Source organism: Ferrovibrio sp. GW821-FHT12E11, from assembly GCF_058806975.1.
The window spans coordinates 3,365,514-3,389,966 of sequence record NZ_JBXAQG010000001.1; the positions used below are offsets into that span (position 1 = coordinate 3,365,514).

The 24,453-nt window shown below is 64.7% G+C and carries 30 protein-coding genes; 12 read left to right on the forward strand and 18 right to left on the reverse strand.

Annotation, left to right across the window (positions count from 1 at the left end; all coding sequences use genetic code 11):
* Positions 1-98: 98 nt before the first annotated feature.
* Genes AC1ROT_RS16700 through AC1ROT_RS16710 form a run of 3 tightly spaced genes read left to right on the forward strand, consistent with a single transcriptional unit; the run spans position 99 to position 2,544 of the window.
* Positions 99-932, forward strand: coding sequence for an amidohydrolase family protein (locus AC1ROT_RS16700; RefSeq protein ID WP_493000337.1), 834 nt, complete (start codon positions 99-101; stop codon positions 930-932).
* Positions 933-937: 5 nt separating this feature from the next.
* Complete coding sequence (locus tag AC1ROT_RS16705) at positions 938-1,342, forward strand: hypothetical protein (RefSeq protein ID WP_492971432.1); 405 nt, start codon at positions 938-940, stop codon at positions 1,340-1,342.
* Positions 1,339-2,544, forward strand: coding sequence for a cytochrome-c peroxidase (locus AC1ROT_RS16710; protein WP_493000339.1), 1,206 nt, complete (start codon positions 1,339-1,341; stop codon positions 2,542-2,544). The genes AC1ROT_RS16705 and AC1ROT_RS16710 overlap by 4 nt, the downstream gene beginning before the upstream one ends.
* A 3-nt stretch (positions 2,545-2,547) precedes the next feature.
* Here AC1ROT_RS16710 and AC1ROT_RS16715 read toward each other — a convergent pair whose 3' ends face one another.
* On the reverse strand, positions 2,548-4,212 hold the full coding sequence (locus AC1ROT_RS16715) for a sensor histidine kinase (RefSeq protein ID WP_493000340.1): 1,665 nt from the start codon (positions 4,210-4,212) through the stop codon (positions 2,548-2,550).
* 116 nt (positions 4,213-4,328) lie between these two features.
* Positions 4,329-4,535 carry a 30S ribosomal protein S21 gene (gene rpsU, locus AC1ROT_RS16720; protein WP_492971429.1) on the reverse strand — a complete coding sequence of 69 codons (207 nt, stop codon included), beginning with the start codon at positions 4,533-4,535 and terminating at the stop codon, positions 4,329-4,331.
* Positions 4,536-4,742: 207 nt separating this feature from the next.
* Between rpsU and def the strand changes: the two genes are divergently transcribed.
* Entirely contained in the window at positions 4,743-5,276 is a 534-nt protein-coding gene (gene def / locus AC1ROT_RS16725; RefSeq protein ID WP_493000341.1) for a peptide deformylase, read from the forward strand.
* A complete protein-coding gene (locus AC1ROT_RS16730; RefSeq protein ID WP_493000343.1) occupies positions 5,273-5,923 on the forward strand; it encodes a COQ9 family protein in 651 nt (216 codons plus the stop codon). The genes def and AC1ROT_RS16730 overlap by 4 nt, the downstream gene beginning before the upstream one ends.
* Before the next feature lie 22 nt (positions 5,924-5,945).
* Here AC1ROT_RS16730 and AC1ROT_RS16735 read toward each other — a convergent pair whose 3' ends face one another.
* From AC1ROT_RS16735 to purE, 3 genes are all read right to left on the reverse strand, one after another.
* Complete coding sequence (locus tag AC1ROT_RS16735; RefSeq protein ID WP_493000344.1) at positions 5,946-6,320, reverse strand: hypothetical protein; 375 nt, start codon at positions 6,318-6,320, stop codon at positions 5,946-5,948.
* A gap of 146 nt (positions 6,321-6,466) precedes the next feature.
* Positions 6,467-7,564: a 5-(carboxyamino)imidazole ribonucleotide synthase gene (locus tag AC1ROT_RS16740; RefSeq protein WP_493000346.1), complete on the reverse strand. Its 1,098-nt coding sequence runs from the start codon at positions 7,562-7,564 to the stop codon at positions 6,467-6,469.
* Positions 7,561-8,112, reverse strand: coding sequence for a 5-(carboxyamino)imidazole ribonucleotide mutase (gene purE / locus AC1ROT_RS16745; RefSeq protein ID WP_493000348.1), 552 nt, complete (start codon positions 8,110-8,112; stop codon positions 7,561-7,563). The genes AC1ROT_RS16740 and purE overlap by 4 nt, the downstream gene beginning before the upstream one ends.
* 182 nt (positions 8,113-8,294) lie before the next feature.
* Here purE and AC1ROT_RS16750 point away from each other — a divergent pair, with 182 nt between their 5' ends.
* The gene (locus tag AC1ROT_RS16750; RefSeq protein ID WP_492971422.1) at positions 8,295-9,065 is read left to right on the forward strand and encodes a GGDEF domain-containing protein; all 771 of its coding nucleotides are present in this window, start codon (positions 8,295-8,297) and stop codon (positions 9,063-9,065) included.
* A gap of 264 nt (positions 9,066-9,329) precedes the next feature.
* Positions 9,330-9,746: a TfoX/Sxy family protein gene (locus tag AC1ROT_RS16755; protein WP_493000350.1), complete on the forward strand. Its 417-nt coding sequence runs from the start codon at positions 9,330-9,332 to the stop codon at positions 9,744-9,746.
* A 136-nt stretch (positions 9,747-9,882) separates the two neighbouring features.
* Here AC1ROT_RS16755 and AC1ROT_RS16760 read toward each other — a convergent pair whose 3' ends face one another.
* The 5 genes from AC1ROT_RS16760 to AC1ROT_RS16780 form a co-directional block, all read right to left on the reverse strand.
* Positions 9,883-10,359, reverse strand: a complete 477-nt coding sequence (locus AC1ROT_RS16760) for a hypothetical protein (protein WP_493000352.1) — start codon at positions 10,357-10,359, stop codon at positions 9,883-9,885.
* Positions 10,356-11,315 (reverse strand): tetratricopeptide repeat protein, encoded by a 960-nt coding sequence (locus tag AC1ROT_RS16765; RefSeq protein WP_493000354.1) that lies wholly within the window; start codon positions 11,313-11,315, stop codon positions 10,356-10,358. The genes AC1ROT_RS16760 and AC1ROT_RS16765 overlap by 4 nt, the downstream gene beginning before the upstream one ends.
* Positions 11,316-11,339: 24 nt before the next feature.
* Positions 11,340-11,747: a hypothetical protein gene (locus AC1ROT_RS16770; RefSeq protein ID WP_493000356.1), complete on the reverse strand. Its 408-nt coding sequence runs from the start codon at positions 11,745-11,747 to the stop codon at positions 11,340-11,342.
* Between the two features lie 84 nt (positions 11,748-11,831).
* Entirely contained in the window at positions 11,832-12,848 is a 1,017-nt protein-coding gene (locus AC1ROT_RS16775; protein ID WP_493000358.1) for a hypothetical protein, read from the reverse strand.
* Positions 12,845-13,642 carry a CsgG/HfaB family protein gene (locus AC1ROT_RS16780; RefSeq protein ID WP_492971416.1) on the reverse strand — a complete coding sequence of 266 codons (798 nt, stop codon included), beginning with the start codon at positions 13,640-13,642 and terminating at the stop codon, positions 12,845-12,847. Before AC1ROT_RS16780 ends, AC1ROT_RS16775 begins: the two co-directional genes overlap by 4 nt.
* Before the next feature lie 357 nt (positions 13,643-13,999).
* Here AC1ROT_RS16780 and AC1ROT_RS16785 point away from each other — a divergent pair, with 357 nt between their 5' ends.
* A complete protein-coding gene (locus AC1ROT_RS16785; RefSeq protein ID WP_492971415.1) occupies positions 14,000-14,665 on the forward strand; it encodes a LuxR C-terminal-related transcriptional regulator in 666 nt (221 codons plus the stop codon).
* 109 nt (positions 14,666-14,774) lie between these two features.
* Positions 14,775-15,305 (forward strand): hypothetical protein, encoded by a 531-nt coding sequence (locus AC1ROT_RS16790; RefSeq protein ID WP_493000360.1) that lies wholly within the window; start codon positions 14,775-14,777, stop codon positions 15,303-15,305.
* A 5-nt stretch (positions 15,306-15,310) separates the two neighbouring features.
* Here the strand turns inward: AC1ROT_RS16790 and AC1ROT_RS16795 are convergent, their stop codons facing one another.
* The 3 genes from AC1ROT_RS16795 to AC1ROT_RS16805 all read right to left on the reverse strand — a co-directional run bounded on the left by AC1ROT_RS16795 (position 15,311) and on the right by AC1ROT_RS16805 (position 18,393).
* Positions 15,311-15,991, reverse strand: a complete 681-nt coding sequence (locus AC1ROT_RS16795; RefSeq protein ID WP_492971413.1) for a LuxR C-terminal-related transcriptional regulator — start codon at positions 15,989-15,991, stop codon at positions 15,311-15,313.
* 627 nt (positions 15,992-16,618) lie between these two features.
* Complete coding sequence (locus AC1ROT_RS16800) at positions 16,619-16,819, reverse strand: hypothetical protein (RefSeq protein WP_492971412.1); 201 nt, start codon at positions 16,817-16,819, stop codon at positions 16,619-16,621.
* A gap of 200 nt (positions 16,820-17,019) precedes the next feature.
* On the reverse strand, positions 17,020-18,393 hold the full coding sequence (locus AC1ROT_RS16805) for a leucyl aminopeptidase family protein (protein ID WP_493000362.1): 1,374 nt from the start codon (positions 18,391-18,393) through the stop codon (positions 17,020-17,022).
* 122 nt (positions 18,394-18,515) lie between these two features.
* Here AC1ROT_RS16805 and AC1ROT_RS16810 point away from each other — a divergent pair, with 122 nt between their 5' ends.
* Positions 18,516-19,178 (forward strand): glutathione S-transferase family protein, encoded by a 663-nt coding sequence (locus AC1ROT_RS16810; protein WP_493000364.1) that lies wholly within the window; start codon positions 18,516-18,518, stop codon positions 19,176-19,178.
* A gap of 102 nt (positions 19,179-19,280) precedes the next feature.
* On the opposite strand, the gene AC1ROT_RS16815 is transcribed toward AC1ROT_RS16810, so the two are convergent.
* Genes AC1ROT_RS16815 through AC1ROT_RS16825 form a run of 3 tightly spaced genes read right to left on the reverse strand, consistent with a single transcriptional unit; the run spans position 19,281 to position 21,059 of the window.
* Entirely contained in the window at positions 19,281-20,297 is a 1,017-nt protein-coding gene (locus AC1ROT_RS16815; protein ID WP_492971409.1) for a TAXI family TRAP transporter solute-binding subunit, read from the reverse strand.
* Positions 20,298-20,340: 43 nt separating this feature from the next.
* Entirely contained in the window at positions 20,341-20,631 is a 291-nt protein-coding gene (locus AC1ROT_RS16820; RefSeq protein ID WP_493000366.1) for a SemiSWEET family sugar transporter, read from the reverse strand.
* A gap of 17 nt (positions 20,632-20,648) precedes the next feature.
* Positions 20,649-21,059 (reverse strand): HIT domain-containing protein, encoded by a 411-nt coding sequence (locus AC1ROT_RS16825; protein ID WP_493000368.1) that lies wholly within the window; start codon positions 21,057-21,059, stop codon positions 20,649-20,651.
* A gap of 78 nt (positions 21,060-21,137) precedes the next feature.
* On the opposite strand from AC1ROT_RS16825, the gene AC1ROT_RS16830 reads away from it, so the two are divergent.
* Together AC1ROT_RS16830 and AC1ROT_RS16835 are read left to right on the forward strand one after the other, a co-directional pair.
* Positions 21,138-22,331 carry a class I SAM-dependent rRNA methyltransferase gene (locus tag AC1ROT_RS16830; RefSeq protein WP_493000370.1) on the forward strand — a complete coding sequence of 398 codons (1,194 nt, stop codon included), beginning with the start codon at positions 21,138-21,140 and terminating at the stop codon, positions 22,329-22,331.
* 155 nt (positions 22,332-22,486) lie between these two features.
* A complete protein-coding gene (locus tag AC1ROT_RS16835) occupies positions 22,487-22,861 on the forward strand; it encodes a hypothetical protein (RefSeq protein WP_493000371.1) in 375 nt (124 codons plus the stop codon).
* On the opposite strand, the gene AC1ROT_RS16840 is transcribed toward AC1ROT_RS16835, so the two are convergent.
* Both AC1ROT_RS16840 and AC1ROT_RS16845 read right to left on the reverse strand, forming a co-directional pair.
* On the reverse strand, positions 22,842-24,047 hold the full coding sequence (locus AC1ROT_RS16840; protein WP_493000373.1) for a pyridoxal phosphate-dependent aminotransferase: 1,206 nt from the start codon (positions 24,045-24,047) through the stop codon (positions 22,842-22,844). The genes AC1ROT_RS16835 and AC1ROT_RS16840 overlap by 20 nt on opposite strands.
* A gap of 21 nt (positions 24,048-24,068) precedes the next feature.
* Positions 24,069-24,446 (reverse strand): VOC family protein, encoded by a 378-nt coding sequence (locus AC1ROT_RS16845; RefSeq protein WP_493000375.1) that lies wholly within the window; start codon positions 24,444-24,446, stop codon positions 24,069-24,071.
* Between the last annotated feature and the right edge of the window lie 7 nt (positions 24,447-24,453).

Here is a 24,453-nt window from a genome sequence, read left to right on the forward strand (position 1 = left end):
CGGCGGCCCCGCATTAACCTGCGGGGCCGCTGTCGTTTTTGTTACCGTGCCGGAGGCCCGGTTCTGGCATAAACTGGCCTGGTCAACCGGAGCGACCGATGATTCGACCCAGCCTTCTTGCCTTTGCCGCGATCATGACTGCCAGCCTGGCGGTCCAGGCCCAGCCGGCCGTGATGCCGCTGATCGATGCCCATGTGCATTACAGCCATGATGCCTGGATCTCGGTGCCCACGGAGGAGGCTATTGCCATCCTCCGTCGCTCCAATCTGCGCAAGGTAGCGGTATCGAGTTCCAGCGATGAGGGCACCCAGCGGCTCTACAAGGCGGCACCCGACCTGATCGTGCCGGTCCTGCGGCCCTATCGCAGCCGCGGCGAACTCAGCACCTGGTTCCGTGACGACACCATCGTCACTCATCTGGAGGCACGGCTGGCGCAGTACCGCTATGTCGGGATCGGCGAATTCCACCTCTATGGCGCCGATGCCGATCTGCCGGTGCCGCGCCGCATGGTGCAGCTGGCCAAGCAGAACAGGCTGTTCCTGCATGCCCATAGCGATGCCGATGCGGTCGAACGGATGTTCAGGCAGGATCCGGATGCCCTGATCCTCTGGGCCCATTCCGGCTTCGACCGCCCCGATGCGGTGCGTGCCCTGCTGGAACGCCACCCCAATCTCTGGGCCGATCTGGCCTTCCGCAACGATCATGCGAGCCAGGGCAAGGTGGATGCCGCCTGGCGCGCCCTGTTCGAGGCGTTCCCGGATCGCTTCATGGTCGGCACGGATACCTTCACGCCCGAGCGCTGGCATTATATCGAGGAGCACGCCAAATGGTCGCGCGGCTGGCTGGTCGACCTGCCGGTGCCGCTGGCGGAAAAGATCGCCTATCGCAATGCCGAGGCGCTGTTCGCGCGCACCGGATTCAAGGGGCAGTGAGTCCGATGTTGCTGCGACCAGTGGCTCTGGCGGTGCTGCTGGTTCTGGCCGGCGGCCCGGCATTGGCCTGCGCCGATATCCCGATCAACGCCCGGATCGTCGAAGGGCCGCGCTTTAAGGTGATCGCGCTGTCCGATCCGGCGCCGATTCCGCTGAACACACCCTTTGCGCTGGATATCTGGATCTGTGATGCCCGCATGGCCGAATTGCCACGGATGACCCAGGTCGATGCGCAGATGCCGGCGCACCGTCATGGCATGAATTACACGCCCAAGATCATCAAGAAGGACTGGGGCGTCTATCGCGCCGAAGGTCTGCTGTTGCATATGCCGGGCGAATGGGAGTTCAGCTTCGACTTCGCCGGTGTCGGCGCTTCCGAAAGGCTGACCTTCCGCTACGACGCGCAATGATCCGCGCGGTTCTGGCTGGCCTCTGCATACTGCTGGGCAGCATGGCGGCGATCGCTGCCGATCTGCCGTCCTTCGACAGCGCCCCGCTGGTCCGCCGCATTCTGTCTCATGGGCCCTGGCCGCCGGCCTTGCCGCCGGATCGCACCAATCGCCTGTCGGGCAATGCCGAAGCCATCCGTTTCGGCGCTGTGCTGTTTGGCGAACCGCGCCTGTCGGCGCGCGGCGATATTTCCTGCCAGAGCTGTCATCAGCCCGATAAAGGCTGGGGCGACGGACGGCCGCAGAGCCTGGGCATGCAGTTGCTGGATCGCAACGCACCGGGTCTGCTCAATGCGCGGCTGCAGCGCTGGCATGGCTGGGACGGGGCCAGCGACAGCCTCTGGGCTGCCGCCATTCGCCCCATTCTTGCACCCGAGGAAATGGGAGGATCAGCCGCAGCGACGGCCCGGCTGCTGCGTGAGGACAAGCCACTGGCCTGTCTGGCCCGGGCCGTGCAATCCGATGCCGCTGCACTCAATGACGAAGCGCTGCTGGTGCTGGCGGCCAAGGCTTTGGCTGCATTCCAGGAGACCCTGGTCACCGCGCGCACAGCCTTTGACGATTTTCGCGACGCGCTGGCGGCCAATGACCGTGCGGCCATGGCGTTGTATCCGCCGCCGGCCCAGCGTGGCCTGGCACTGTTTATCGGGCGGGGCCAATGCGCCACCTGTCATGTCGGGCCGGCCTTCACCAATGGCGAGTTCCACGATACCGGCCTGCCGTTCTTCGTCGGCAGCGGTTCGACGAAGCGCGTCGATCCCGGCCGGCATCAGGGCATTGCCCGGCTGAAGGACAATCGCTTCAACCTGCTCGGATCCTATAACGACGACCCCGATGGCGCTGCCGCCGTGCCGGTGCGGCATGTGACGCAATTCCATCGCAACTGGGGTGAGTTCAAGGTACCGGGCCTGCGCCAGTTGGCCGCCACCGCGCCCTACATGCATAACGGCAGCAAGGCGGCCTTGCGCGATGTGGTGATGCATTACTCCGACCTGGACGAAGACCGGCTGCATGCCGATGGGGAGGCGATCCTGAAACCGCTGCGCCTGAGCGCCGGGGAGGCCGGCGATCTGCTGGCTTTCCTCACCTCTCTCAGTGCCGGCGACGAGACGCCGCAACACTATGCGGGCTTGCAGCGCGCGGCCCGCGCGGCCTGTCCCTGAGGGTCAGGCGCTTTTCTGTTCCGGCCTGACGTTCTCGGTCCGCCGCAGCGGCAGACTGATAGTCGCTACCGTTCCCTTGCCGGGCTCTGATTGCAGGGTCAGGTGGCCGCCATGCAGTTCAGCGAGGGATTTTACCAGCGGCAGCCCCAGGCCCGTGCCCTGGTGATCGCGGCTCAGCACGCCGCGGACCTGACCGAACGGCGCCAGGGCCTTGGGGATATCCTGTGGCGCCATGCCAACGCCGGTATCATGCACAGCGATATGCAGCACCTGGTCGCGCAGCGTGACGGCAACCCAGGCTTTGCCGCCGGCCGACGTGAACTTGACCGCATTGCTCAGCAGGTTCAGCAGCATCTGGCGCAGCATGCGTTCGTCGGCATGCAGCAGCGGCAGGCCGTCGGGCACGGTGGTGCTGAGGTCGACATTGGCGCGCTCGGCCTGCAGGCGCATCATTTCCAGACTGTCGATCACCACATGCCGGGGATCGAGCGCCTCGATATGCGGCTCCATGCGACCGGCTTCCACCTTGGCAAGATCCAGAACGTCGTTGATCAGCTGCAGCAGATGTTCGCCGGACTTGTGGATATCGTCGACATACTCGCGCTGTTTCGGTGTCATCTGGCCGAAATAGCCAGCAAGCAGCGATTCTGAGAAGCCGATAATGGCATTGAGCGGCGTGCGGAATTCGTGGCTCATATTGGCCAGGAAGGCGCTTTTCGAGCGATTGGCCACTTCGGCCATTTCCTTGGCATGCAGCAGTTCGCGCTCGGTGGCTTCGCGTTCGGCGATGTATTTGGTCAGCGCCACCGTGCGCTCGTCGACACGCGCTTCCAGCGTATGGGCCAGGTCGCGCAGCTGGTCTTGCACACGACGCAGTTCGGTGATGTCGGAATACGATGTGACAAAGCCGACACCGGGCACCGGCGTGCCGATCACTTCGATAATCCGGCCGTTCGGGCGCGTGCGCTGCATCCGATGCGGCGTCATTTCCCGTGCGCGTTCCACACGTTCGGCAACCATCTCTTCCACATCGCCGGGGCCATATTCGCCATGCTCGGCATTCCAGCGCATCAACGCCTCGAAGGGCGTTCCGGGCTGGCCCAGTTCCGGCGGCAGGTCGAAAAGCCTGAGGAAAAGATCGTTGCTGACCAGCAGCCGCAGTTCGGTATCGAACAGGCTGATGCCGTGGCTGACATTGGCCACCACCACATCCATCAGCTGGTTCTTGTCGCGCAGTTCTGTCGTGCGATCCTGGACGGCGCGCTCCAGATCGCTCTGGGCGCGCAGCAGCGCCGCTTCAGCCTGTTTGCGTTCGGTGATGTCGCTGTAGACCGTGACCCAGCCGCCGCCGGGCAAGGGTGTGCCGCGGATGTCGAGCACCACGCCGTTGGGGCGGACCCGCTCGATCTGATGCGGGTGGAATTGCGCAGCCAGCGCGATGCGGTCCTGCACTTGGGTTTCCGGGTCGCCGGGGCCGTATTCGCCGCGCCGGGCATTGAAGCGGTAGAAGGTCTCGACCGATGTACCCGGCGTGCCGAAATGCGGCGGGAAGTCGAGCAGTTCGAGATAACGGCGATTGCAGGCCACCAGCTTCAGGGCGCTGTCGAAGACGCTTATACCCTGGTCGAGGTGGTCGAGGCCCTGCAGGAGCAGCTCATTCTGATGCAAGCCGCCGAGCTCCCTTGCTGTTGATGGCGTAGTCTAGGCCAAAAGAGATTGAAAAACCGCCATGAAAAAAGCCGCCTTGCGGCGGCTTCGTTCGATGCGTGTCTGGAGAAGGGGTCTCAGACCGAGCCTTCGCGCTGGGCGCGCTTGCGCGCCAGTTTGCGGGCGCGACGGATCGCCTCGGCCTTTTCACGGGCCCGGCGCTCGGACGGCTTCTCGTAATGGCCGCGCAGCTTCATCTCGCGGAAAATGCCTTCGCGCTGCATCTTCTTCTTCAGCGCCTTCAGGGCTTGATCGACATTGTTGTCGCGAACCAGGACTTGCACGTCGGGTCCCATCCTTTCGGGAGTGGCAATAGAAATTCGGTTGCGGGGCGCGAGCCCCGGCAGGTGGCGGGTTCTAGCATGGGGGCAGGGCTTTGTGAAGCGGCTTTGTGGATAAGCCGGCGGGAATCTTGCCCAGTGTTAAGCCTTTGATGGAAATAAGTCTTCTGGCGGCTTGGCCGGCCCGTCCGGCTGACTTAGGCTCGGGCCATGGCTATTCTGAAGATCGCGAAGATGGGGCATCCGGTTCTGGCCCGGCCCGCCGACTCGGTCCCCGACCCGACGGCCCCGGAAATCCGCCAGCTGATCGGCGACATGGTGGATACCATGATCGATGCCCCCGGTCAGGGGCTGGCGGCGCCGCAGGTGCATGTGCCGCTCCGGGTGGCGGTGTTCCTGACCCCGGACGAGGGCAATGGCGAGCGCGAGCTGGTCACCCTGGTCAATCCACGCTGGGAGCCGCTGGGCGAGGAGCAGGACATGGCCTGGGAGGGCTGTCTGTCGGTGCCGGGGCTGCGCGGCCTGGTGCCGCGCTATACGCGCATCCGCTACGAGGGCACGCTGCCCGACGGCCAGCAGCTGGCGCGCGAGGTGGGCGGCTGGCATGCCCGGGTGGTGCAGCACGAGCTGGATCATCTGGACGGCATTCTCTATCCCCAGCGCATGGACGACCTGAAGGATCTGGTATTCGAGAGCGAGCTGCGCCACCGTGCCAGCCTGCGAGCCGAGGAGCAGGAAGAATGAGCGAAACTGAAAATCTTTCTGGGCATCTTCTGACCGAAAAACGCGCCCTGCTGGCGGCGCTGCTGCCGCATATCGCCTTCGATGGCTGGACTGCCAGGGCCCTGATGCAGGCGGCCAGCGACAGCGGCCAGGATGCGGCGATGGTGGCGCGGGCCTTTCCCGGCGGCGCGGCTGAGGCGCTGGATTTCTGGGTGGCGGAGACCGACCGGGCCATGCTGCATGCCCTGGAAAGCCGTGACCTCGCGGCGATGAAGGTGCGCGACCGGGTCAAGACGGCGGTGCTGGTGCGGCTGGAACTGGTGGCCGCCCATCGCGAGGCGGTGCGGCGTGCGCTGGCCCTGGAAACCCTGCCAGCCCATGCGCCGCGCGCGCTGCGGCAGCTTTACCGCACGGTGGATGCGATCTGGTATGCGGCCGGCGACACCGCCACAGACTTCAACTTCTACACCAAGCGCATGCTGCTGGCCGGCGTCTATGGCGCAACCCTGCTGCACTGGTTGGACGACAAGTCGGAAGGCTTTGCCGCCACGGCGGCGTTTCTCGACCGCCGCTTGGGCGATGTCATGAAAATCCAGCAGGCCAAGGGCAAGCTCGACAAGCTGGTCGACAGACTGCCGAACCCGTTCCGCAACCTGCGGCGGGCCTAAAGGCTCAAATTGTCAGGCGGGATCAGACCGAGAGGCTGACCAGGCGACCGGCCTGGCTGGCGCTGCTGGGCGAATTGGCAGCACCGCTGGCGCTGTAGTTCAGCGCCGAGACGTTGTTCTGGCCGGGCTCAGAGCGCGGGGCAGAAACGGTTTCGCTGCTGGTATCCGACGCGCTGAAGCTGCTCGAAGTCTCGTTGGCGAGCGCGCTGGCCTGCTGGTAGGAGTTGATCTTAGCGGCAGTCGAATTGGGCAGAATGATCTGCGGCGCAGCAGCTTCCGCAGCCGGTGCGCTGTCCAGCGAGAACTGCACGGCCCGGTTATCGGTGCCGCTGCTTGAACTGCTCTGGGTCCGGGGCTGGAAGGAGCCTACGCCGGAAACTGCACTCTCGATCGCCATGATCGTCTACCTCACCGGACCGTGGCGCATTCTGGCGCGGGGCCGGCAAGACCACCGTTCTCGGCGGTCTTGGTTAATTCCTATTAACCTTACTATAGACGTTGGGCCGCCCGCCGCCAAGGGGAATTGGCTGCTTTCCGCCAGACTTATGGTTGTGGAGCCCGGCCCTTGGGGTAAAGGCGGTTAATATGGCCCATTTTCCGGCCCGGACGGGCCTCGGCCTTACCGTAAAGGTGCAGTTTTGTGTCCGGTTCGGCCAGCAGGCGGGGCCAGGCATCGATTTCGTCGCCGATCAGGTTCTCCATGACGGCGTCGCAGAGCCGCTCGCCCGAGCCCAGCGGCAGGCCACAGACGGCTCGGATATGCTGCTCGAACTGCGAGGTGGTGGCGGCATCCAGGGTCCAGTGGCCGGAATTGTGGACGCGCGGCGCCATCTCGTTGACCAGGATCCGGTCGCCGCAGTCGAACAGTTCGACCGCCAGCACGCCGACATAATCCAGCCCCTCGGCCAGGCTGGCGGCGATCCGCTCGGCCTGGGCGGCGAGGTCGGGGCTGATGACGGCCGGGACATGGGTGCGCCAGAGAATATGGTTGCGGTGGATATTCTCCACCGGACCCCAGGAGACGATGCTGCCGTCCAGGCCGCGCGCCAGCACGACGGACAGTTCGCGCCGGAAGGACACGAAGCCTTCGGCGATCAGGTGATCTGATTTCAGCGCGGCGAAAGCGGCCGCGGCCTCTTCGCGCTTTGCCACTTTCACCTGGCCCTTGCCGTCATAACCCATGCGGCAGGTCTTCAGCACCAGCGGCAGGCCCAGTGCATCGATGGCGGATTCCAGCTCGGCGACGCTGGTCACCTTGCGCCAGGGCGCGGTGGCAATGCCGCGGCCGTTGCAGAACTCTTTCTCGAAGATGCGATCCTGGGTGATGCGCAACGCTTCGGTGCCGGGCCGCACCGGCACGAGCTTGGCGATCTTCGCCACCGGATCGAGCGGGATATTCTCGAATTCATAGGTCACGACGGCGCAGGCCCTGGCGAAGATGGCCATCGCTGCGTCGTCGGTGTAATCGGCGCGTGTGATCTTCGCCGCCATTTCGGCGGCCGGCGGATCGGCCTCCGACGCAAACACATGGCAGTGATAACCGAGCCGGGCGGCAGCGATCGCCAGCATGCGGCCGAGCTGGCCGCCGCCGAGAATGCCGATGGTGCTGCCAGGAGCAATACTCGGCGCGATATGGCTCACTTCTTTTTCTTCTCCGATACCGGCGCGATCTTGATCGCCCGGGTCTGCTTGGCGCGCCAGGCCTGCAGGCGCTTCGACAGCGCCGGGTCGTTCAGCGCCAGGATCGCGGCCGCGAGAAGCCCGGCATTGATGGCGCCGGCCTTGCCGACCGCCAGCGCGCCGACCGGGATGCCGCCCGGCATCTGCTGGATCGAGAGCAGCGAGTCGAGGCCCTTGAGCGCCTTGCTTTCCACCGGCACGCCCAGCACCGGCAGATGCGTCATGGCCGCCGCCATGCCCGGCAGATGGGCGGCACCGCCGGCCCCGGCGATAATCACCTGGATGCCGCGACCGGCCGCCGCATGGGCATAGTCATAGAGTCGCTGTGGGGTGCGATGGGCCGAAACGATACGATGCTCGGCCGGCACGCCCAGCGCGGCCAGCACCTGGGCGGCATGTTCCATCGTGGCCCAGTCGGACTGGCTGCCCATGATGATGCCCACCAGCGGCTTCTGCTGGGATTTCCCGGAAGACTTCCGGGTGGCCGGCGAACCCTGACGCGGCGCCATCGTTTTACTCCATGTCGCGGAAAGCGGCGGATTATAGGGAGCGGGGTCGGGCTGTAAAGCGGCGGTTGCCGCCCCGGGTGCGGCCATGGTGGTCAGCCCGGCCGATCCATGGTTTGTTAACGCTGCCTGCGGCAGAAATAGCGCAGGCTGCCGCACCAGAAGGGTCGGCGGAGAAAGCAGGCATGGCGAAAATCGAAGACCGCCGACCGATCGGGCTGAGCTCGCCTCTGACGACGACTCCTGTGGGATCGTCGGGCGGAGCCATGCGCCCGGTGACGCCGCAGGGCGGCGCGGTCACCGCGAGCGTCAAGCCGGTGGCCGATCCCGGCGCCACCGCCACCGTCATGGGCATCCCCGAAGTCGAACTGACGCCGCGCGTGCGCGACGCCATCATGCGGCTGATGGGCGAGGTGGACCAGCTGCGCACCGAACTCAACCGCACGCGTCACCGCCTGGCCGAACTGGAGCGCCTGGCCGACCGCGATACGCTGACGCCGCTGTATAACCGCCGGGCTTTCGTGCGCGAGCTGAGCCGCGCCATGGCCCATGTCGAACGCTACAACCGGCCGTCCTGCCTGATCTACTTCGACCTCAACGGCCTGAAGGAGATCAACGACAAACATGGCCATTCCGCCGGCGATGCCGCCCTGATCCAGGTCGGCCAGGTGCTGATCGACAACACCCGCGAGGTCGACAGCGTCGCGCGCCTGGGCGGCGACGAATACGGTGTGATCCTGAGCGAGACCGATGCCCAGCAGGGCCGCGAGAAGGCCGACCAGCTGGCCGATGCGATCCGCCGCCGGCCGCTGCACTGGGAGGGCAAGTCGCTGCCGCTGGATGCCGCCTACGGCGTCTATCCGCTCAAGCCCGGCGAAGACCCCGGCGCCGCCTTGGCCGCCGCCGACCAGATGATGTACAGCCACAAACTGGCCCGTCGCACCGCCCGCGGCTGACAATTTCCCGACAAGCTGTTGATTTTCAAGAACCGGTTGGCGCCGGCCCCTGCCAATTGGGAGCCAGTTGCGTCCGGTTGGGGGCCAGTTCCGTGCCCATCGGACGCCAGTTCGAGCCAGTTGAAGGCCAGTTCCGGCCAGTTGCGGACCAGTTCTGTCCAGTGGCGTCCAGTTTCCCGCGGCTCGGCTTTTCAGCGATTCACAATGGTCAACAGCGAAAATAGAACATATAATGAACGACAGCCTGAATTCAAGGAGGTGCCGGTGGCATCGGACAGCGGCTTTGTCGAATACGTGCTCGATGGCATGCGGGCGACCGGCATGGGCGCGGTGCAGCGCGAACGGCTGTTCGGCGGCAGCGGCCTGCGCATCGACGGCGAGCTGTTCGCCGTGATCCTGCGCAACACGCTGTATTTCGTGGTCGACGACCAGACCCGGCCGCGTTTCACGGCGGCGGGGATGGGACCGTTCACCTATACGCGCAAGAGCGAGCAGCGCGCGATCCCGCGCTGGTACGAACTGCCCGAAGACGTGCTGATGGATGCCGACGAGCTGCGCGACTGGATGCGCGACGCGCTGGCCGCGGTGCGGCGCACCGCGAAGCCGGTGAAGTCTTCAGTCAAGACGAAAGCTGTGAAGAAAGCGGCGGCAGGGGCCAAGGTCAAACGCAAGGCGCGATAAGCCCGACTGTTCCAGCCATCCCATTTCGTCGCTCCCGCGAAAGCGGGGGCCCGGTCGATCCGATAGTCTGGATCCCCGCTTGCGCGGGGATGACGATGACGAGGGGAAAGCGCGGGTTCGGCCGGTATTGCCGGCCTCAGAGATTCCCGGACGGCACTGCGGCCTCGCCGGACCAATGCCAGTCGCGATTGGGCGGGGTCGGCACCAAGAGCGCGGCGTCGCTGGCGACAACGGCAGCGCAGACCCGCATGCGCAACGGCCGCTCGCTGCCCGGTAGGCAGACATCGCGCGGACTGCAGCCGCTGGTCGGCGCCGGCTCGGGCGGCGGCAGTTGCGCCAGGCAGACCTGTTTCACCCGGTCATCGATATTGGCCACCCCGTCGCCGACGGGAGACTCCGCCGGGCGCCGGTTCTGGGCCGCCGACGGCGCGCCGGCAAACGGCCCGCTCAGCCGCGATGCATTGCCGTCAGACCCGCCGAGCGCCGCGCCCAGCAGCGGCAGCAGCGGCGAGCAGCCGGCCACCAGACCGATCAGAACCAGTGCGGCAAGCCGGCTGCCCGTGGCGATGCGGGCCCGCGATGCGCGCGATGCAGGACCGGGGGCGTCCGTCATTGCTGCTTTACCGGCGTCCACGCCGCCTTCTCCTGGGCCTTGTGGCGATGCAGCCATTGCAGGGCGCCATCGGTGGCGCTGGCGACGGCGTCGGCCGAGAGCTGCGGCGCCAGAGTGTTGATGGCTTTGCCTGCGGCCTCCTTCAGCACCGGATCGAGTCCGGTGGCCACGACCAGCAGCCATTTCAGCGCAGTCACGGGGTCGTAGCATTCATTGCTCTGCCGCAGCAGCAGAATGGCGAGATAGTATTGCGACTTGATCTTGCCCTGGTCGGCCGCCATGCCATACCACAGGCGTGCCGCATCGGTATTCTGCGGCAGGCGCAGTCCCGTCTGATACAGCCAGGCCAGATAATGCTGGGCTTCGGTTACGCCGCTGGTGGCGGCTGCCCGCAGCAGTTCAATGCCGCGTTCCAGTTTCTCCGTCGTGCCATAGCCGTGGATGTAGAGCGCGCCGAGATTGGCCTTGGCCTCGGGCAGATCCTGCGCGATGGCGACTTCGAACAGGGCGATGGCACCGGCAACATCGCGCGGGGTGCCGCTGCCGGCCAGCATGAGCTGGGCCAGCGCATTCTGTGCCCGGGCATGGCCATGGCGCGCGGCCTTCTGGAACAGATGGACGGCTTTCACCGGATTTACCGGGATCAGCGCGCCCTTCTGGTGCAGGATGCCGAGCACGAAGCAGGCACCGGCATGGTTCTGCATGGCGGCAGCGGCCAGCAGGGCATGCGCCTTGCGCCGGCCCGTCGCGCCCAGTTTCCCCACCAGGCCCAGGACGCCGAGCATGTATTGCGCGCGGGCATCGCCGACATTGGCGGCCTGCGCCAGCATTGTGACCCGCGCTGGCGAGACCGGCCTGGCATTCGCCGGGCGGATTTCCGCCGGCGCCCCGTCGACACCCAGGCAGCGGCGGGAGATCGCATAAAGCGCCATGGCCTGCATCCAGCGCCCGTGCATGACCGATCTCCCTGCCGCGCTGTCTTACGGCTGGGTGTTGTTGGTGGTCTTGTTGATGACAACCGAATTGTCGATCTTGGCCTTGGTGCTGGCCGAAGAATCCTGGTTGCCGGTGCTCGACTGATCGGCCGATACGGTCGCCGTCGCCGTTCCGCCATTCACGGTCTGGTTGACCTGGTTCATGTTGGCGATGGCGGTCGAGCTGGAATTGTACTGGGTGACATACTGGTTCAGCGCGCCCATGCCGGCAGCGGTGCTGGACGAGCTGCTGCTGCTCTGCATACGCTCCTGGAATTCGAACTGCGCGGACATGCTGGGGGCGCGGACAGGGAAGTTATAACCCTCGCGACCCATCTGCTGGGCCGTGGCGGGCTGGCTTGCGAATGCCAGTACGGTGAGTACGGCAAGGGACGAGAGATTGGTCCAGAACATGACAGTCTCCATGGATAAGAGGAACGGTATCGGCAGGGGGAGAGAAGGCAGGGGGACCACCCTCTCTCCCGCCACCAACGATGGTTACGGAGCCGCAACCACCGGGGTCTTGACCGAGACGGAGGCATTGTTGCCAACCGCAGTCGCAACCGAGTTCACGACCGGGCGAGTCAGACTGCCCAGGCCGGTGTAGTTATTGATCGACACACCGGACACCTTCGACTTCGCCGTCACATCGGCGTAGGCGAACTGGGTGATGTCGGCGATGACCATGGCGTTCTGGGGCGAGATGGGCTCGACCGAGACGCTGAGGTTATTGCCGACCGCAGTGGCCGAGCTGTCGACAGTGGCGTTCAGGATGTCCGTCACCTTCGACTTGGCAGAGATATTCGCCTTCACCAGATCGCCGCCCATGACCAGATTGGTCAGGGTGTCGGACAGGGTCAGGTTGGAATTGTCGCTGCTGTTGTGGTGGTGGTTGCCGCCGCCGCCAAAGCCATTGATGCTCGGGCTGCTGTTGCCATCACCGAAGGCGAACTGGCCGACATGCAGCTGCACGCCGACTTCGGACGCCACGCTCAGGTTGTTGCCGACGGCCGTGGCAGCACTGATGACCGAAGGCAGATTGGCTTCGGCATTCAGGGCGGCAACGGCAGGCACTTCGACAGTGCCCAGGTCAACGGTCGCCGTCACAGTGCCGTTGATATTCGGCGGCTGGTCGGTTTCGTTGACGCCGGCAGCCGTCACGTTCGGGCTCTTGAAGCCGTCCTCGATCAGGACGCCGCCAATGCCATAATGGAACTGGATGTCGGTCGTGCCGAGATCCACGGTCCCGCCGGTCGACGGCTGGTAGTTGTAGATGCCGCTGACGATCGACTTCGAGCTCACATCGCCGATGTTGATCTGCTGGCTTTCCACCAGGACCAGACCGGTCGGGTCGATGTTCACATCAACGCTCACATTGGTATTGATGTGCTCATTGATCCTGAGATCCCATTTCCAATCGACATCGTCGAAGGCCTGGGCGGGGCTGGCGATCATCAGCGTGATGGCGGCCAGGGATGCACTGGCCAGAAGGCCAGCTTTCAGAGTGCGCTTCATTTGGTCTCTCCTTTGGGTTTGGACAGGGATTCTTCTGCGTAGCTAGTCCGTTCGAGCTGGCACTCGGCCGAGGTCGGCAGACCCATATAATCCGTCATGATCTGGTACACGGCCATTTCGACGACGGACCTCACACCGAGCTGCAGCGGTTCGTTTTGAATACGTCCCGCGTCGAACTCGACGAGCCTTGAGCCGAAGAAACGGAAGACGTTTGCTTCGACCTCATAACCAAAAATCTGTTTTTGCAGCGAGCTGACATAACGGACGTCAAAGCTCTGCGAATTGACGACCCGGATATCGAGGCCGACATTGATCACCACCGTGCGCGCACCGCCGCCGATGCCGCTGACCGAGAGCCGCGCACCTTCGCTGACGATGTTGTAGTTCAGCTCGGTCAGCGCCCCCATGACGACGAAGTTGCTGGCGCGGATCGGAGCCGCGGTCTGGGCCGGTGCGACGGCGAGCTTCTGCTCGACCATGCGGGCCTCGGCCAGCGGGATGCGCAGGTCGAAGCGCTCGACCAGGTAGACCCGGCGCGTCTTGTAGAACGCGCTGATCATCATCTCGGTGATGCCCTGGCTGACCACGGCGCCGTTGTTGGAGCGGTCGACCTGGCCGGTCTTGTCGGCCACTTCGCCCACCGTGAACACCGGCAGGTTGTTGCCCGGCAGCCTGGCCAGCGCCGTCAGGCACTGCGAATACGGCGTGTCGTTGTTGGTGACGGGCAGCCCGTAGGCCGGCCGCACGCCTTGCTTGGAATAGACGCCCTGGGCAGAGCAGGCGCTCAGCGACAAGGCAGCTATGGCTATCAGAGGTAAAGAGCGCACCGTTATCTCCCGCCTGTTGTGGTATTGGCGCCCGCCCGAATTTGCATTTCGTGGTCTGCGCCAACGCCGTGATCTCGTTTCGCCACAATAGGGACTGCGGCAGGCGACGAAAGAAATCAGGCGGGCGGATTTCTGCGCAAAGGGGGTATGCTGCCTGCGATGCTGTTTCGCTCTCTGGGTAGAGCGCTACCGCCGATGCCTTGTTTGTTTTGCAGCAGCATGCGTACTAAGCGATATCAGTGCTGTGCCGCCCTATATAAGAGTGGTGTCTGGAGGATCGCTTCGATCCTCCGCAGCAAACATCGGCAAAAACAGGGAAGTAAAATGTCCACCGGTCGACGCGTTCTCGTCGCCTCACGGAAGTCCGATCTCGCGTGGGCGCTGCATCACGAAGTGACGCGGCTCACGCAGTGGGAGTTGGTCGGCATCATCGATCCCCGGATCGGCGATGCCTTCGATCGCACCTGCGCGCTGGCCGATGTCGTTCTGATCGAAGCCGACGATCTGATCTGGCTGTGGGATCATCGGCTCGAATCGACGCAGAAAACGCTGTCTGGCGTGCGTGCCGTGGTGATTCTGTCGAACAGTCAGATGCTGGATGTGGTGAGCCGGGCGCAGAATAATTGCGGCCTGCTGCTGCGCGAAGAATACGGCGATGTCCCGGTCGATATGCTCGAGCTGGCGATCAAGGGTTACATGTCGGTCTCGGACACACTGCTGCACAGCCTGAAGACCGATCGCCTGCGCCTTGATGTGGTGGGGCACCTGACGCCGGAAGAATTACAGATGCTGTCTTATGTCGGATCGGCATTATCGAACCGGAAAATCGCCATGGTCAGCGGCCTGGCCGAGAGCCGGGTTAAGACGCTGGTTCACCTGGTGACGCATAAATTGCGCATGCAGAATCGGACGGCGGTTGCGGTTTTTGCCGCGGCCCATGGCCTGACCACGACAAAATCAGAGGTAGATATACCTCTTTCGAGCGCATGAAAATTTGCAATTAAAGCCCAGCGGTGGCGCAGAGGAGGCAGGGCCGTCATCCGGCCTTACGTCGCCCTGCAAAGGCCTTACTGTCCTTTTCCAGATAGGGAGACATGCCATGACGCCTGCTTTTACCCATCGTGCGCTGCTTGGAGCCTTCGTTCTGGCGGCAGTGCTTGCGGTCTCCGGCGGCGGCGCCCGGGCCCAGGCCGGCAATATGCCCTATGGATCCGGCGGCGGCCCCGGCATCAGCTTCGGCGCCCGTCAGGTGATTCTGAATGCCCAGTTGCTGGGCAGCCGGCCGCGCAACCTGGTGCGTGGCGCTGATGGCAGTCTGCTGGATGTTTCGCGCCGCAATGGTCAGGCCTTCCTGCGCCTGCCCAGCGGTGAGGCGGTGACATCGAGTGCGCGGGCTGGTCGCGGCTGGCCCACCGGCCTCGGCACCGGACTGGGCTGGGGCAATATGGGCGGCTTTGGCGGTGCGGCGACCCACCCTTACGGGCGCAGCGGCTCTGCGGCCGACAGCATGATGCAGTGGATTGGCCTGCTCGATCCGGGTTTCGGCCTGTCGGCCAGCGGCGTCCTGTCGCCGTCCGGCGGCGCGGCGACCCCGATCGATCTGTGGATCGGGCTTAACGATCTGAGCTGAGCGGCTCAGGCCCGCGAGATCAGGGTATTATCCGGCACGACATCGGCCACGATGCCGTTCTGCAGGGCCCAGATCGCTGCCTGTGTGCGGTTGCTGACGTGGATTTTCTTCAGCACGCCTTTCAGGTGCACCTTGACGGTGCCTTCGGTGATCTGCAGCCGGTTGGCGATGGCCTTATTGGAATGGCCGTTGACCAGACAGGAGAGGATTTCGGTTTCGCGCTCCGACAGTCCGCTGCTGCGCTCGGCATGGCCGTTGCTCTGGGAGACAAACCGGTTGTTGATCAGAAGATGGGCCAGATCGGTGGGAAACACCTTTTCGCCCATCTGGACCAGGCGCAGCGACTGCTTGAGCGCATCGGCCGACATGTCCTTCAGCAGATAGCCATCCACGCCGGCGCTCAGCGCGCTGGCCAGGCGCGGGATACCGACGCTGTCGGTGAGCACGACGACGCGGGGCGGGACGACAACCGAGCGGGCGGTAAGCATCAGTTCGGGCAGGACTTCGCCATAGCCGCTGGTATCGATGATGACGATCCCGGGCTTTTGCGCCGCGACTTCCTTGAGGCCATCGGAGAAGCCGACGGCTTCGTGACAGACAAAGAAGGGTGAGTCATCCAGGATGCGGCGCAGCCCCTCGCGGAATAGCTGGTTGCGATCGATGTGCAATACTGACGTGCCGTCCATTCGTCCCCTCCTAGCAGAAGAGATGTAACCCGTGGTGTGCAATATTGCGTTCGAAGTGATGCAAACGAGCCTAGCGAAATCCCGGTTGCTTTTCTAAGGAACGTTCGGACGGACGAACACGCAGAAGCGCCGCCATTCAGGGTGCTGTCTCCGGACTGAGTACCTCTTTCGGATGACTACCCTGCTATTCGTCGAGTTGCGCCGCGACCGACGCCAAATCCTCTGCCTACGCCGGATGCGGCGCCCCTGCCGATGCAGAGTATAGCGTTCAATCGTATTCAAATGGTGTTTGGCGAGTGGCGCTAACTGCTCACGATCCAAGCCGAATAGCACGGACTCTATTCTCGCACTGCGTATCCGATGCGCGGAACTCCGCATCGTAGGTTCCCGTTGACGGCGCTGGTTTGGCACGCCCGAGGCGAGGCCTCTTGCAGAAAATGCCCGATCTACCTCGAAATTGCAGAGGCGCTGCAAGCGCGTGTACGGAGTGTTTTTTTATCGTCGCCCATAAAAAAACCTGACCTGGAGGGTGGGCTCCAGGTCAGGTCGGACGGGGAGGGCTATCGGAGCGGAAATATCGCTTCGTTGGAAATGCTCGGCTTTAGAAAATCAGGCGGCTTTAGAAAATCAGGCGCGTTCGTGACGATGGGGCTGGCGGCGCGGCCGCATCAGGTTGAAGGCGGCGAACAGCGGCAGGCCGCTGAGCATGGCGGCGAAGTTGGCGGCGATGGTCCAGTCCATATGGAACCAGGACACCAGGCCGTCGGCGATGATGAAGAACTGCAGCACAGCGAGAACGAGGAAGAAGGCGGCACCGGGGATGATCATGGCTGTCTCCGTTTTTGAGTTTTTACGTCTCGACTGATGTTGGGAGGAGACTACGGCGACGCCTGGCTTGGCGCTGCCGATAAGGCTGTGACGCCTGTGACCCGGCTGTGACCAGATGCCTTCCGGGCTCTGCGGTTGTGAGAAAACCGCGATTGGTGACAGGTTCGGGGCGGTTTTCCGGGGGGGGGAGGGCCTTTACCTCACTTCTTTCCGTAGCGCTTCTCGATGGCCGCATAGAGCGCGCGCAGGCCGGTGGCCTCGGCGCCCCAGGGCCGGCCGGCGCGCGGCTTCGGGTTCCAGGCGAACATGTCGAGATGGGCGTAGGATTTCGTCTTGGCAACGAATTCCTTGAGGAACAGCGCCGCGGTGATCGAACCGGCAAAAGGCGTGTCGCCCGAGTTGCTGATATCGGCCACCTTGCCCTCGATATACTCGCGATAGCCCCTGTGCAGCGGCATGCGCCACAGCGGATCGGCCACGCTCAGGCCCGCCTCGAGCAGGGCCTGCGCCATCGCATCCTCATCGGCATAGAGCGCCGGCAGGTCGGGGCCGACGGCGACGCGGGCAGCCCCCGTCAGCGTGGCGGCATCGATCAGCCAGTCGGGCTTTTCCGTATCGGCTTCGGCCAGGGCATCGCCGAGCACCAGGCGGCCTTCGGCATCGGTATTGCCGATCTCGACCGTGATGCCCTTGCGGCTGGTCAGCACATCGCCGGGCCGGAAGGCGTTGCCCGAGACGCTGTTCTCCACCGCGGCGATCAGCAGGCGCAGCCGTACCGGCAGCTTCATCGCCATGATGGTGGCGGCCAGGCCGAGCATCACGGCAGCGCCGCCCATGTCCTTTTTCATCAGCAGCATGCCGGCCGAGGGCTTCAGATCGAGGCCGCCGGTGTCGAAGCAGACGCCCTTGCCGACCAAGGTCAGTTTCGGATGTTTCGGGTTGCCCCAGCGCAGGTCGATCAGGCGCGGCAGCCGCACGCTGGCGCGGCCGACCGCATGGATCATCGGGTAATTCTGCTCCAGCAGCTCGTCGCCGATGATGGTGCTGAAGTCGGCGCCGCCGAGCAGGGCCACGCCGCGCGCGGCTTCCGCCAGCTCGGCCGGGCCCATATCGCCGGACGGCGTGTTGATCAGGTCGCGCGCCAGCACGATGCCGTCATGCAGCGCCGTCACGCGCTGCTGGTTGGCTTTCGCCGGCCAGACCAGGCGTACGGTCTTTCTTTCGATCTTCTTGTAGCGGTCGAAGCGATAGGCGTTGAGCGCCCAGCCCAGCGCCGCCGCGTCGCCGGCTTTCGGATCGGCCAGCTTGTAATCGCCGGCCGGCAACGCGCCGGCGATAGCGGCCCAGGACCACAGATCCGGCGTCTCGGCGATGCCGGCGATCACGCGGGCCGGCTTGCCGGTCTTCGCGTCGGGCACCACCAGCACCTGGCCGGCCTTGGCGCCAAAGGCCTGCGCGGCGGCGAGGCCGGCGACCAGGCCCTTTTCCTTCGGCAGGCGGGCCGCCCACTGCTTCGGCGTGCAGGTCTCGACAGGCAGGGCGGCGGCAGACTTGGCAATCAGGGTGGCAGGCACGGGCGCGTCCTCAGGAAGTATGGCTCAATATGGAGATGGGCGGAAACCGGAGCCTCGTTTATAAGGTCTCGGCCTGTTTTGTGAAATACGGGGCAATACGAAGTTATCCGCAGGAGCAATCTGTGAGCGATCTGACCCTTGTCATCGGCAACAAGAACTACTCGAGCTGGAGCCTGCGGCCCTGGCTGGCCTTGAAGGCGACCGGCCAGAGCTTTGACGAGGTGATGATCGTGCTGCGCCGGCCCGAGACCAAGGCCGAAATCCTGCTGCATTCGCCGGCGGGCAAGCTGCCAATCCTCAAGCACGGCGACCTGACGGTGTGGGAGAGCCTGGCGATCTGCGACTATATCGCCGAGACATGGCCCGAGGCGAAGCTGCTGCCCGACGATCCGCGCGCCCGCGCGGTGGCGCGCAGCGTGATGAGCGAAATGCATGCCGGATTCGTGGCGCTGCGCCGTGAACTGCCGATGGATATCTGCAAGCTCAGCCCGCTGGCCCAGCAGGGCGTCAGCCCCGGCGACGAGGCCAGGCTGGACATAGCGCGCGTGCAGCAGATCTGGCAGGACTGCCGCGGCCGGTTCGGCGTGAATGGCGGCGGCGAGTTCCTGTTCGGTCGCTTCACCATCGCGGATGCGATGTATGCCCCGGTGGCTACCCGCCTGCGCAGCTATGGCGTCGCCATGGACCCGATCTCCGAGGCCTATGTGAACGCGATCTATGCGCTGCCAGCGATGCAGGAGTGGATCGCGGCCTCGGCCAGGGAAGCGCCGCTGCCGGAGAACTGAAAACGGGAGAGATGAATTTCCCCCGTCGTCCCCGCGAAAGCGGGGACCCAGAGCCGCACTCAAAGCCGTAGATACTCTCTGGCTTTCGTGGGCGTCTGAGCCTCAGGTGATCAGCTTCATTTCGCGGTAATAGCGCTCGGCACCCGCATGCAGCGGGATCGAGACGCCGAGCAGGGCGGTGCCGAGCCGGATGCGCTGGGCCATCGCATGGCCGGCATCCAGCATCTTGCGATTGCGCGGATGCCAGAGCGAACGCAGAATCTCGTAAACCAGATACGGGTCGAGGCTTTCCGGCCCGATCCACTGCATGCCGATGCCGAGCGTCTCGGTCTCGGGCACGTTGTTATAGGTGCCGGCGGGGATCACGTCGCGGCTGAAGAAGGGATGGCGGCGCAGGGCGCCGGCGATCTGCGGACCCGATAGCGGCACCAGGGTGGCTATCGCGCGGTCGGTGAGATCGCCCACCGTCGGCGCCGGCTGGCCGGAGACCAGGAAGAAGGCGTCGAGCTGGTCTTTCGCCATCAGGTCGGCGGCCTCGCCCGGATCGACCTCCAGCAGCTTCAGCTGGTTCAGCCGCACGCCATAGGCGGTCAGGATGATCTCGGCGTTGAAGCGGATGCCGGAGCCGGTGCGGTCGATGGAGACGCGTTTGCCCGCCAGTTCGCGGATATCGGTGATGTTGCTGCCGCGGCGCACCACCAGATGGATGGTTTCGGGATACAGGCTGGCCAGCGCGCGCAGGTTGCCCTGCTTGGCCCGGCGGAAATACAGGCCTTCGCCCTGATAGGCGCTGGCAACCAGATCGGCCTGGGCGAAGCCGCTTTCGATGCTGTCGTTGCCGATGGCGGCGAGGTTGGCCACTGAGCCCTGGCTGGTGAGCGCCACGGCGATCAGGCCGGGCACCCCGCAGGAGCCGCCCTTGTCGCAGGCGCGGCTGCCCGGCGGATTGGAGATGGCGGACGCAACCGTGACGCCGACCGGGAAAGCGGTGGTATGGGCCGAGCCGGTGAGGATGCGGAAAAAGCCGCCGGTATCGCGGGCCTGCACGGGGAACAGCGGGGCGACTGCGGCGGCAGTGCCCAGAGCCAGAGACGAGTGCAGGAAATCCCGGCGGCGCATGTCGCCGGTTATACGATGGGCCAGTCTGACTGGCTAGTCGGCGCTACTGACCAGCCGGACCGGCGGCCGGCTCCCGGTCGAATCTCAGCTTGGCCACCAGGACGGCGGCGGTGAGGCAGAGCGTGACCGTATTGGCGCCGATCAGGCCGGGCGAGCCGATCAGGAAACCGTAGACCAGCCAGAGTGCGATGCCGACATTCATCAGCAGGAACATGCCCAGCGAGATGTCGCGCGCCGAACGGCTGCGCCAGACCTTCACCACCTGCGGCACATAGGCCAGCGTGGTGATACCGCCGGCAATCATGCCGATCACTTCAATGGTTTCCGGTGTCATGCCGGCAGTATAGGGAGTCAGACCCGGGTAATGAAGGCGTTCTGCAGCTTGGCGATGGCGCCGCGCAGGCCGGCATCGTCGTAAGGCACCGGCGGCTGCTTGCCCCAGATCGGATTCGGCCAGGCCGGGTCTTCCTTGAAGCGGGCGATCACATGCACATGCAGCTGCGGCACGGCGTTGCCCAGGGCGGCGACATTGAGTTTGAACGGGCTGTAGCAGTGCTGCAGCACGCGCTGGGCCTGGGCGATCTCGTTGATCAGCAGCTTGCGCTGCTTTTCGTTCAGCTCGGCGATTTCGGTGATGTTGGCGACGGCGGGCACCAGGATAAGCCAGGGATACTGGCTGTCGTTCATCAACTGGACCAGACAAAGCTTCATGCGACAGACGGCGAAAGTGTCGCGGCGCAACTGGTCGTGCAGGGTGAACATCGATTAAGGTTCGCTCTCAAAATTTTTGCAGCGCGATGACTGCCCTGCGCTGATAGACCATTCGATGAGGATTTGTCCATGACAATCAAGGCGTTGCCCGTTCTGCGCGTGAAAGCGCGCGAAGACCGCCGTGTTAGGGGTGGCCATCCGTGGGTCTATTCCAACGAGATAGAACTCGATGCCGAAGCCAAGAAACTTCCACCCGGCAGCCTTGTGCGGCTGTACGACTCGCATGGCGGCGGTCTCGGAGTCGCGAGTTTCAATCCGCATTCGCTGATTGCCGCGCGTTTATGGAGCGGTGATGTCGACGCGAAAGTAGATGCGGCCTTTCTCACCGCCCGGTTGCAGACCGCACTGAAGTTGCGGGAACGCTGTTTCGCTCGCCCGTATTACCGCCTGGTGCATGCCGAAGCCGATGGCATGCCCGGTTTCGTGATCGACCGCTATGACGACGTGCTGAGCGTGCAGGCCAATACGGCCGGCGCCGAAGCCCTGCTGCCGCTGCTGCTCGATGTTCTGCAGGCGTTACTCAAGCCGCGCGCGGTGGTGCTGCGCAACGACGCGCCGGTGCGTGCGCTGGAAGGCCTGGAGCAGGAAATCCGGCTGGCAGCCGGCAAGCTGGATGGCGGCGCCGTGGTGGAAGAGGGCGGTGCGCGTTTTGCCCTCGACCTCTTGGAAGGCCAGAAAACCGGCTGGTATTTCGATCTGGCCGAGGCGCGCGGCAAGCTGGCGGCGCTGGCGAAGGGCCAGGATGCGCTCGATCTCTACTGCAACTCCGGTGCCTTCGCGCTCACCGCTGCCAAGGCCGGCGCCAAGAGCGTGCATGGTATCGACCGGTCGGAGCTGGCCATCGAACAGGCGACGCAGGCGGCGAAGGACAATGGCCTGGCCAAGCTGGCGCGTTTCGAGAAGGCGGAAGCCTTCCTGGCGCTGGAAAAGCTGAACACGGACAAGGCGCAGTATGGCGTCGTCGTCACCGACCCGCCGAACTTCGTCAAAAGCCGCAAGGATCTCGGACCGGGCAGCCGCGCCTATCGCAAGCTGGCGAAACTGGCGGCCCCACTGGTGCGGCCGGGCGGCATCTGGTTCGTTGCCTGCTGTGCGCATCTGCTGCCGGGTGAGGTCTTCGCCAAGGAGATCGCCATCGGGCTCAATGCCGCCGGCCGTTCGGGCCGCATCCTGTACAGCGGCGGCGCCAATGCCGACCATCCGGTGCATCCGCATCTGCCGGAAAGCGCCTATCTGAAATGGCAGCTGCTGCAGATTGACTAAAGTCGGAACGCCTGCGCCGCAATTCCGCCACCATGGCGCAGCATCGTTTCGCCTGAGGCAGGCTTCCGGAAAAAGACCGGCGTGTCCCATGGCGGGCGCGTCGCCCAAGCAAGATCGGCTGACCAGCGGAAGCCCGCGCCTGGCCGAGGACTGTCATGTCCGCCCCCCGATACCTGTCCCGCATGGTGCTGCTGCTGGCGCTGACCGTACTGTTGCCTGCCTGCGCCGCCTATCACTGCGACAGCCTGCCCAACCGTGAGCAATGTTATGCCGCCTATGAGGAATGGGACGGCTGCAAGGCCCGGAACCGCTGGCTGATCCGCCAGGTGGGCGAGAAAATCCACACCACCTGCCGCCAGGAGCCGCGCCACTGCAACAAGAAGGGCCGGTGCTACGGCGGCTATGAGACCTGCGACACCCGCCGCGAACCGATCTACGACTATCGCGACTACAATATCGGCGTGTCGCAATGCATGCGGCAGCAGGGCCTGGCCAATTACGATATCTACTTCAACCGGCCGCTGTTCTGAGATTCAGGCTCTTGAACCACGGTTCCAGCCGCGCGATGGCCTCGTCGACGATGGCGGAGTCCATGCAGAAGCTAAAGCGCAGGAAGTGTCGCCCGTCGGCGGTGTCGAAATCGACGCCGGGCGCCAGCGCGACGCCGGTTTCCTCCAGGATACGCTTGCAGAAGCCGACGCTGTCATCGGTGAAGTCGCCAACATCGGCATAGAGATAGAAGGCGCCGTCGGGTGGCGCGAACCGCGTGATGCCGAAGCGCGGCAGGGCGGCCAACAGGGCAGCGCGGTTGCGGCGGTAGGAGTCGACGCGGGCCAGCAGGTCGGTCTCGGCATCCAGCGCCGCGATGCCGGCGAGCTGCGAGAGCGTGGGCGCGGAAATCTGCAGGGAGCCATGCAGCCCCTCGATCCGCTGCACCAGCCGGTCGGGCAGTACCAGCCAGCCGAGACGCCAGCCGGTCATGCCCCAGTATTTGGAGAAGCCGTTGATGACGATGACGTCGTCGCCGGCGGCCAACACGGTATCGGCGGGCTTGTCATAGGTGACGCCGTGATACAGCTCGTCGACGATCAGCCACAGGCCCTTGCGCTGGCACAGGTCATAGATCGCGCCCAGTTCGTCGGCCGACAGCATGGTACCGGTCGGGTTGGCCGGGCTGGCGATCACTACGCCTTTCACTTCCGGCGGCAGGGCGTCGATCATCGCCGGCGTCACGCGATAGCCGGTGGCGGCGTCGGTGCTCAGGCGATGCGGGATCAGGTCGATGGCTTTCAGCGTGCCGCGATAGGCCGGATAGCTGGGCTCCACTACGGCCACTGTGTCGCCTGCCGAAAAGGCGGCCATGAAGGCCATCATCAGCCCCGCCGAGGTGCCGACGGTGACGGCGACGCGCCTGGCCGGCACCTCGAGGCCGTGACGGCGGCGATAAAGCTGCGCGATGCCTTCGCGCAGGGCCGGAATGCCGAGCGCTTCCGTGTAGCCCAGTGGCCTGCCGCTGGAGAGCGCGTCCTGCGCGGCCCGAACGGCAGCCTGCGGCGGCGGCAGGGTCGGTTCGCCCGCCAGCAGGCTGACCACCTTGCCGCCGGCCTTCACCCGGGCATTCACCGCCTTGAAGACTTCCCACATCTGGTAGATTTCGACATCGCTGCGGGGCGAGGCGGCGGGCGGGGTGAAAACCGTGTCGATGTGATTCAGCATGAGCTCAGTATAGGTGGTTGTTCAATCCGGCGAATAGCACACGGCTTCGATCCGGTAGCCATCGGGATCGACGATGAAGCCGGCATAGTAGGTGGGGGTGTATTGGGGGCGTAGGCCGGGCGGTCCGTTGTCGGTGCCGCCGTTCTGGAGCGCCATGGCGTGGAAGGCATCGACGGCAGCACGGCTTTCAGCCCGGAAGCAGAGATGGAAGCAGTGTTTCGGATCGGCGGGCACCGGGCTGTCGGTGCGGTCGATCCAGAATTGCGGCTGTTTGGCGCCATAGGCCACGCCGTAATCGCCCTGATAGAGCCGGGTATAGCCGAGCGGCTGCAATGCCGCGTCGTAGAAGGCGCCGGAGCGGGCGATGTCGCGCACGCCGATGGAAATGTGATCGAACATACCTAAC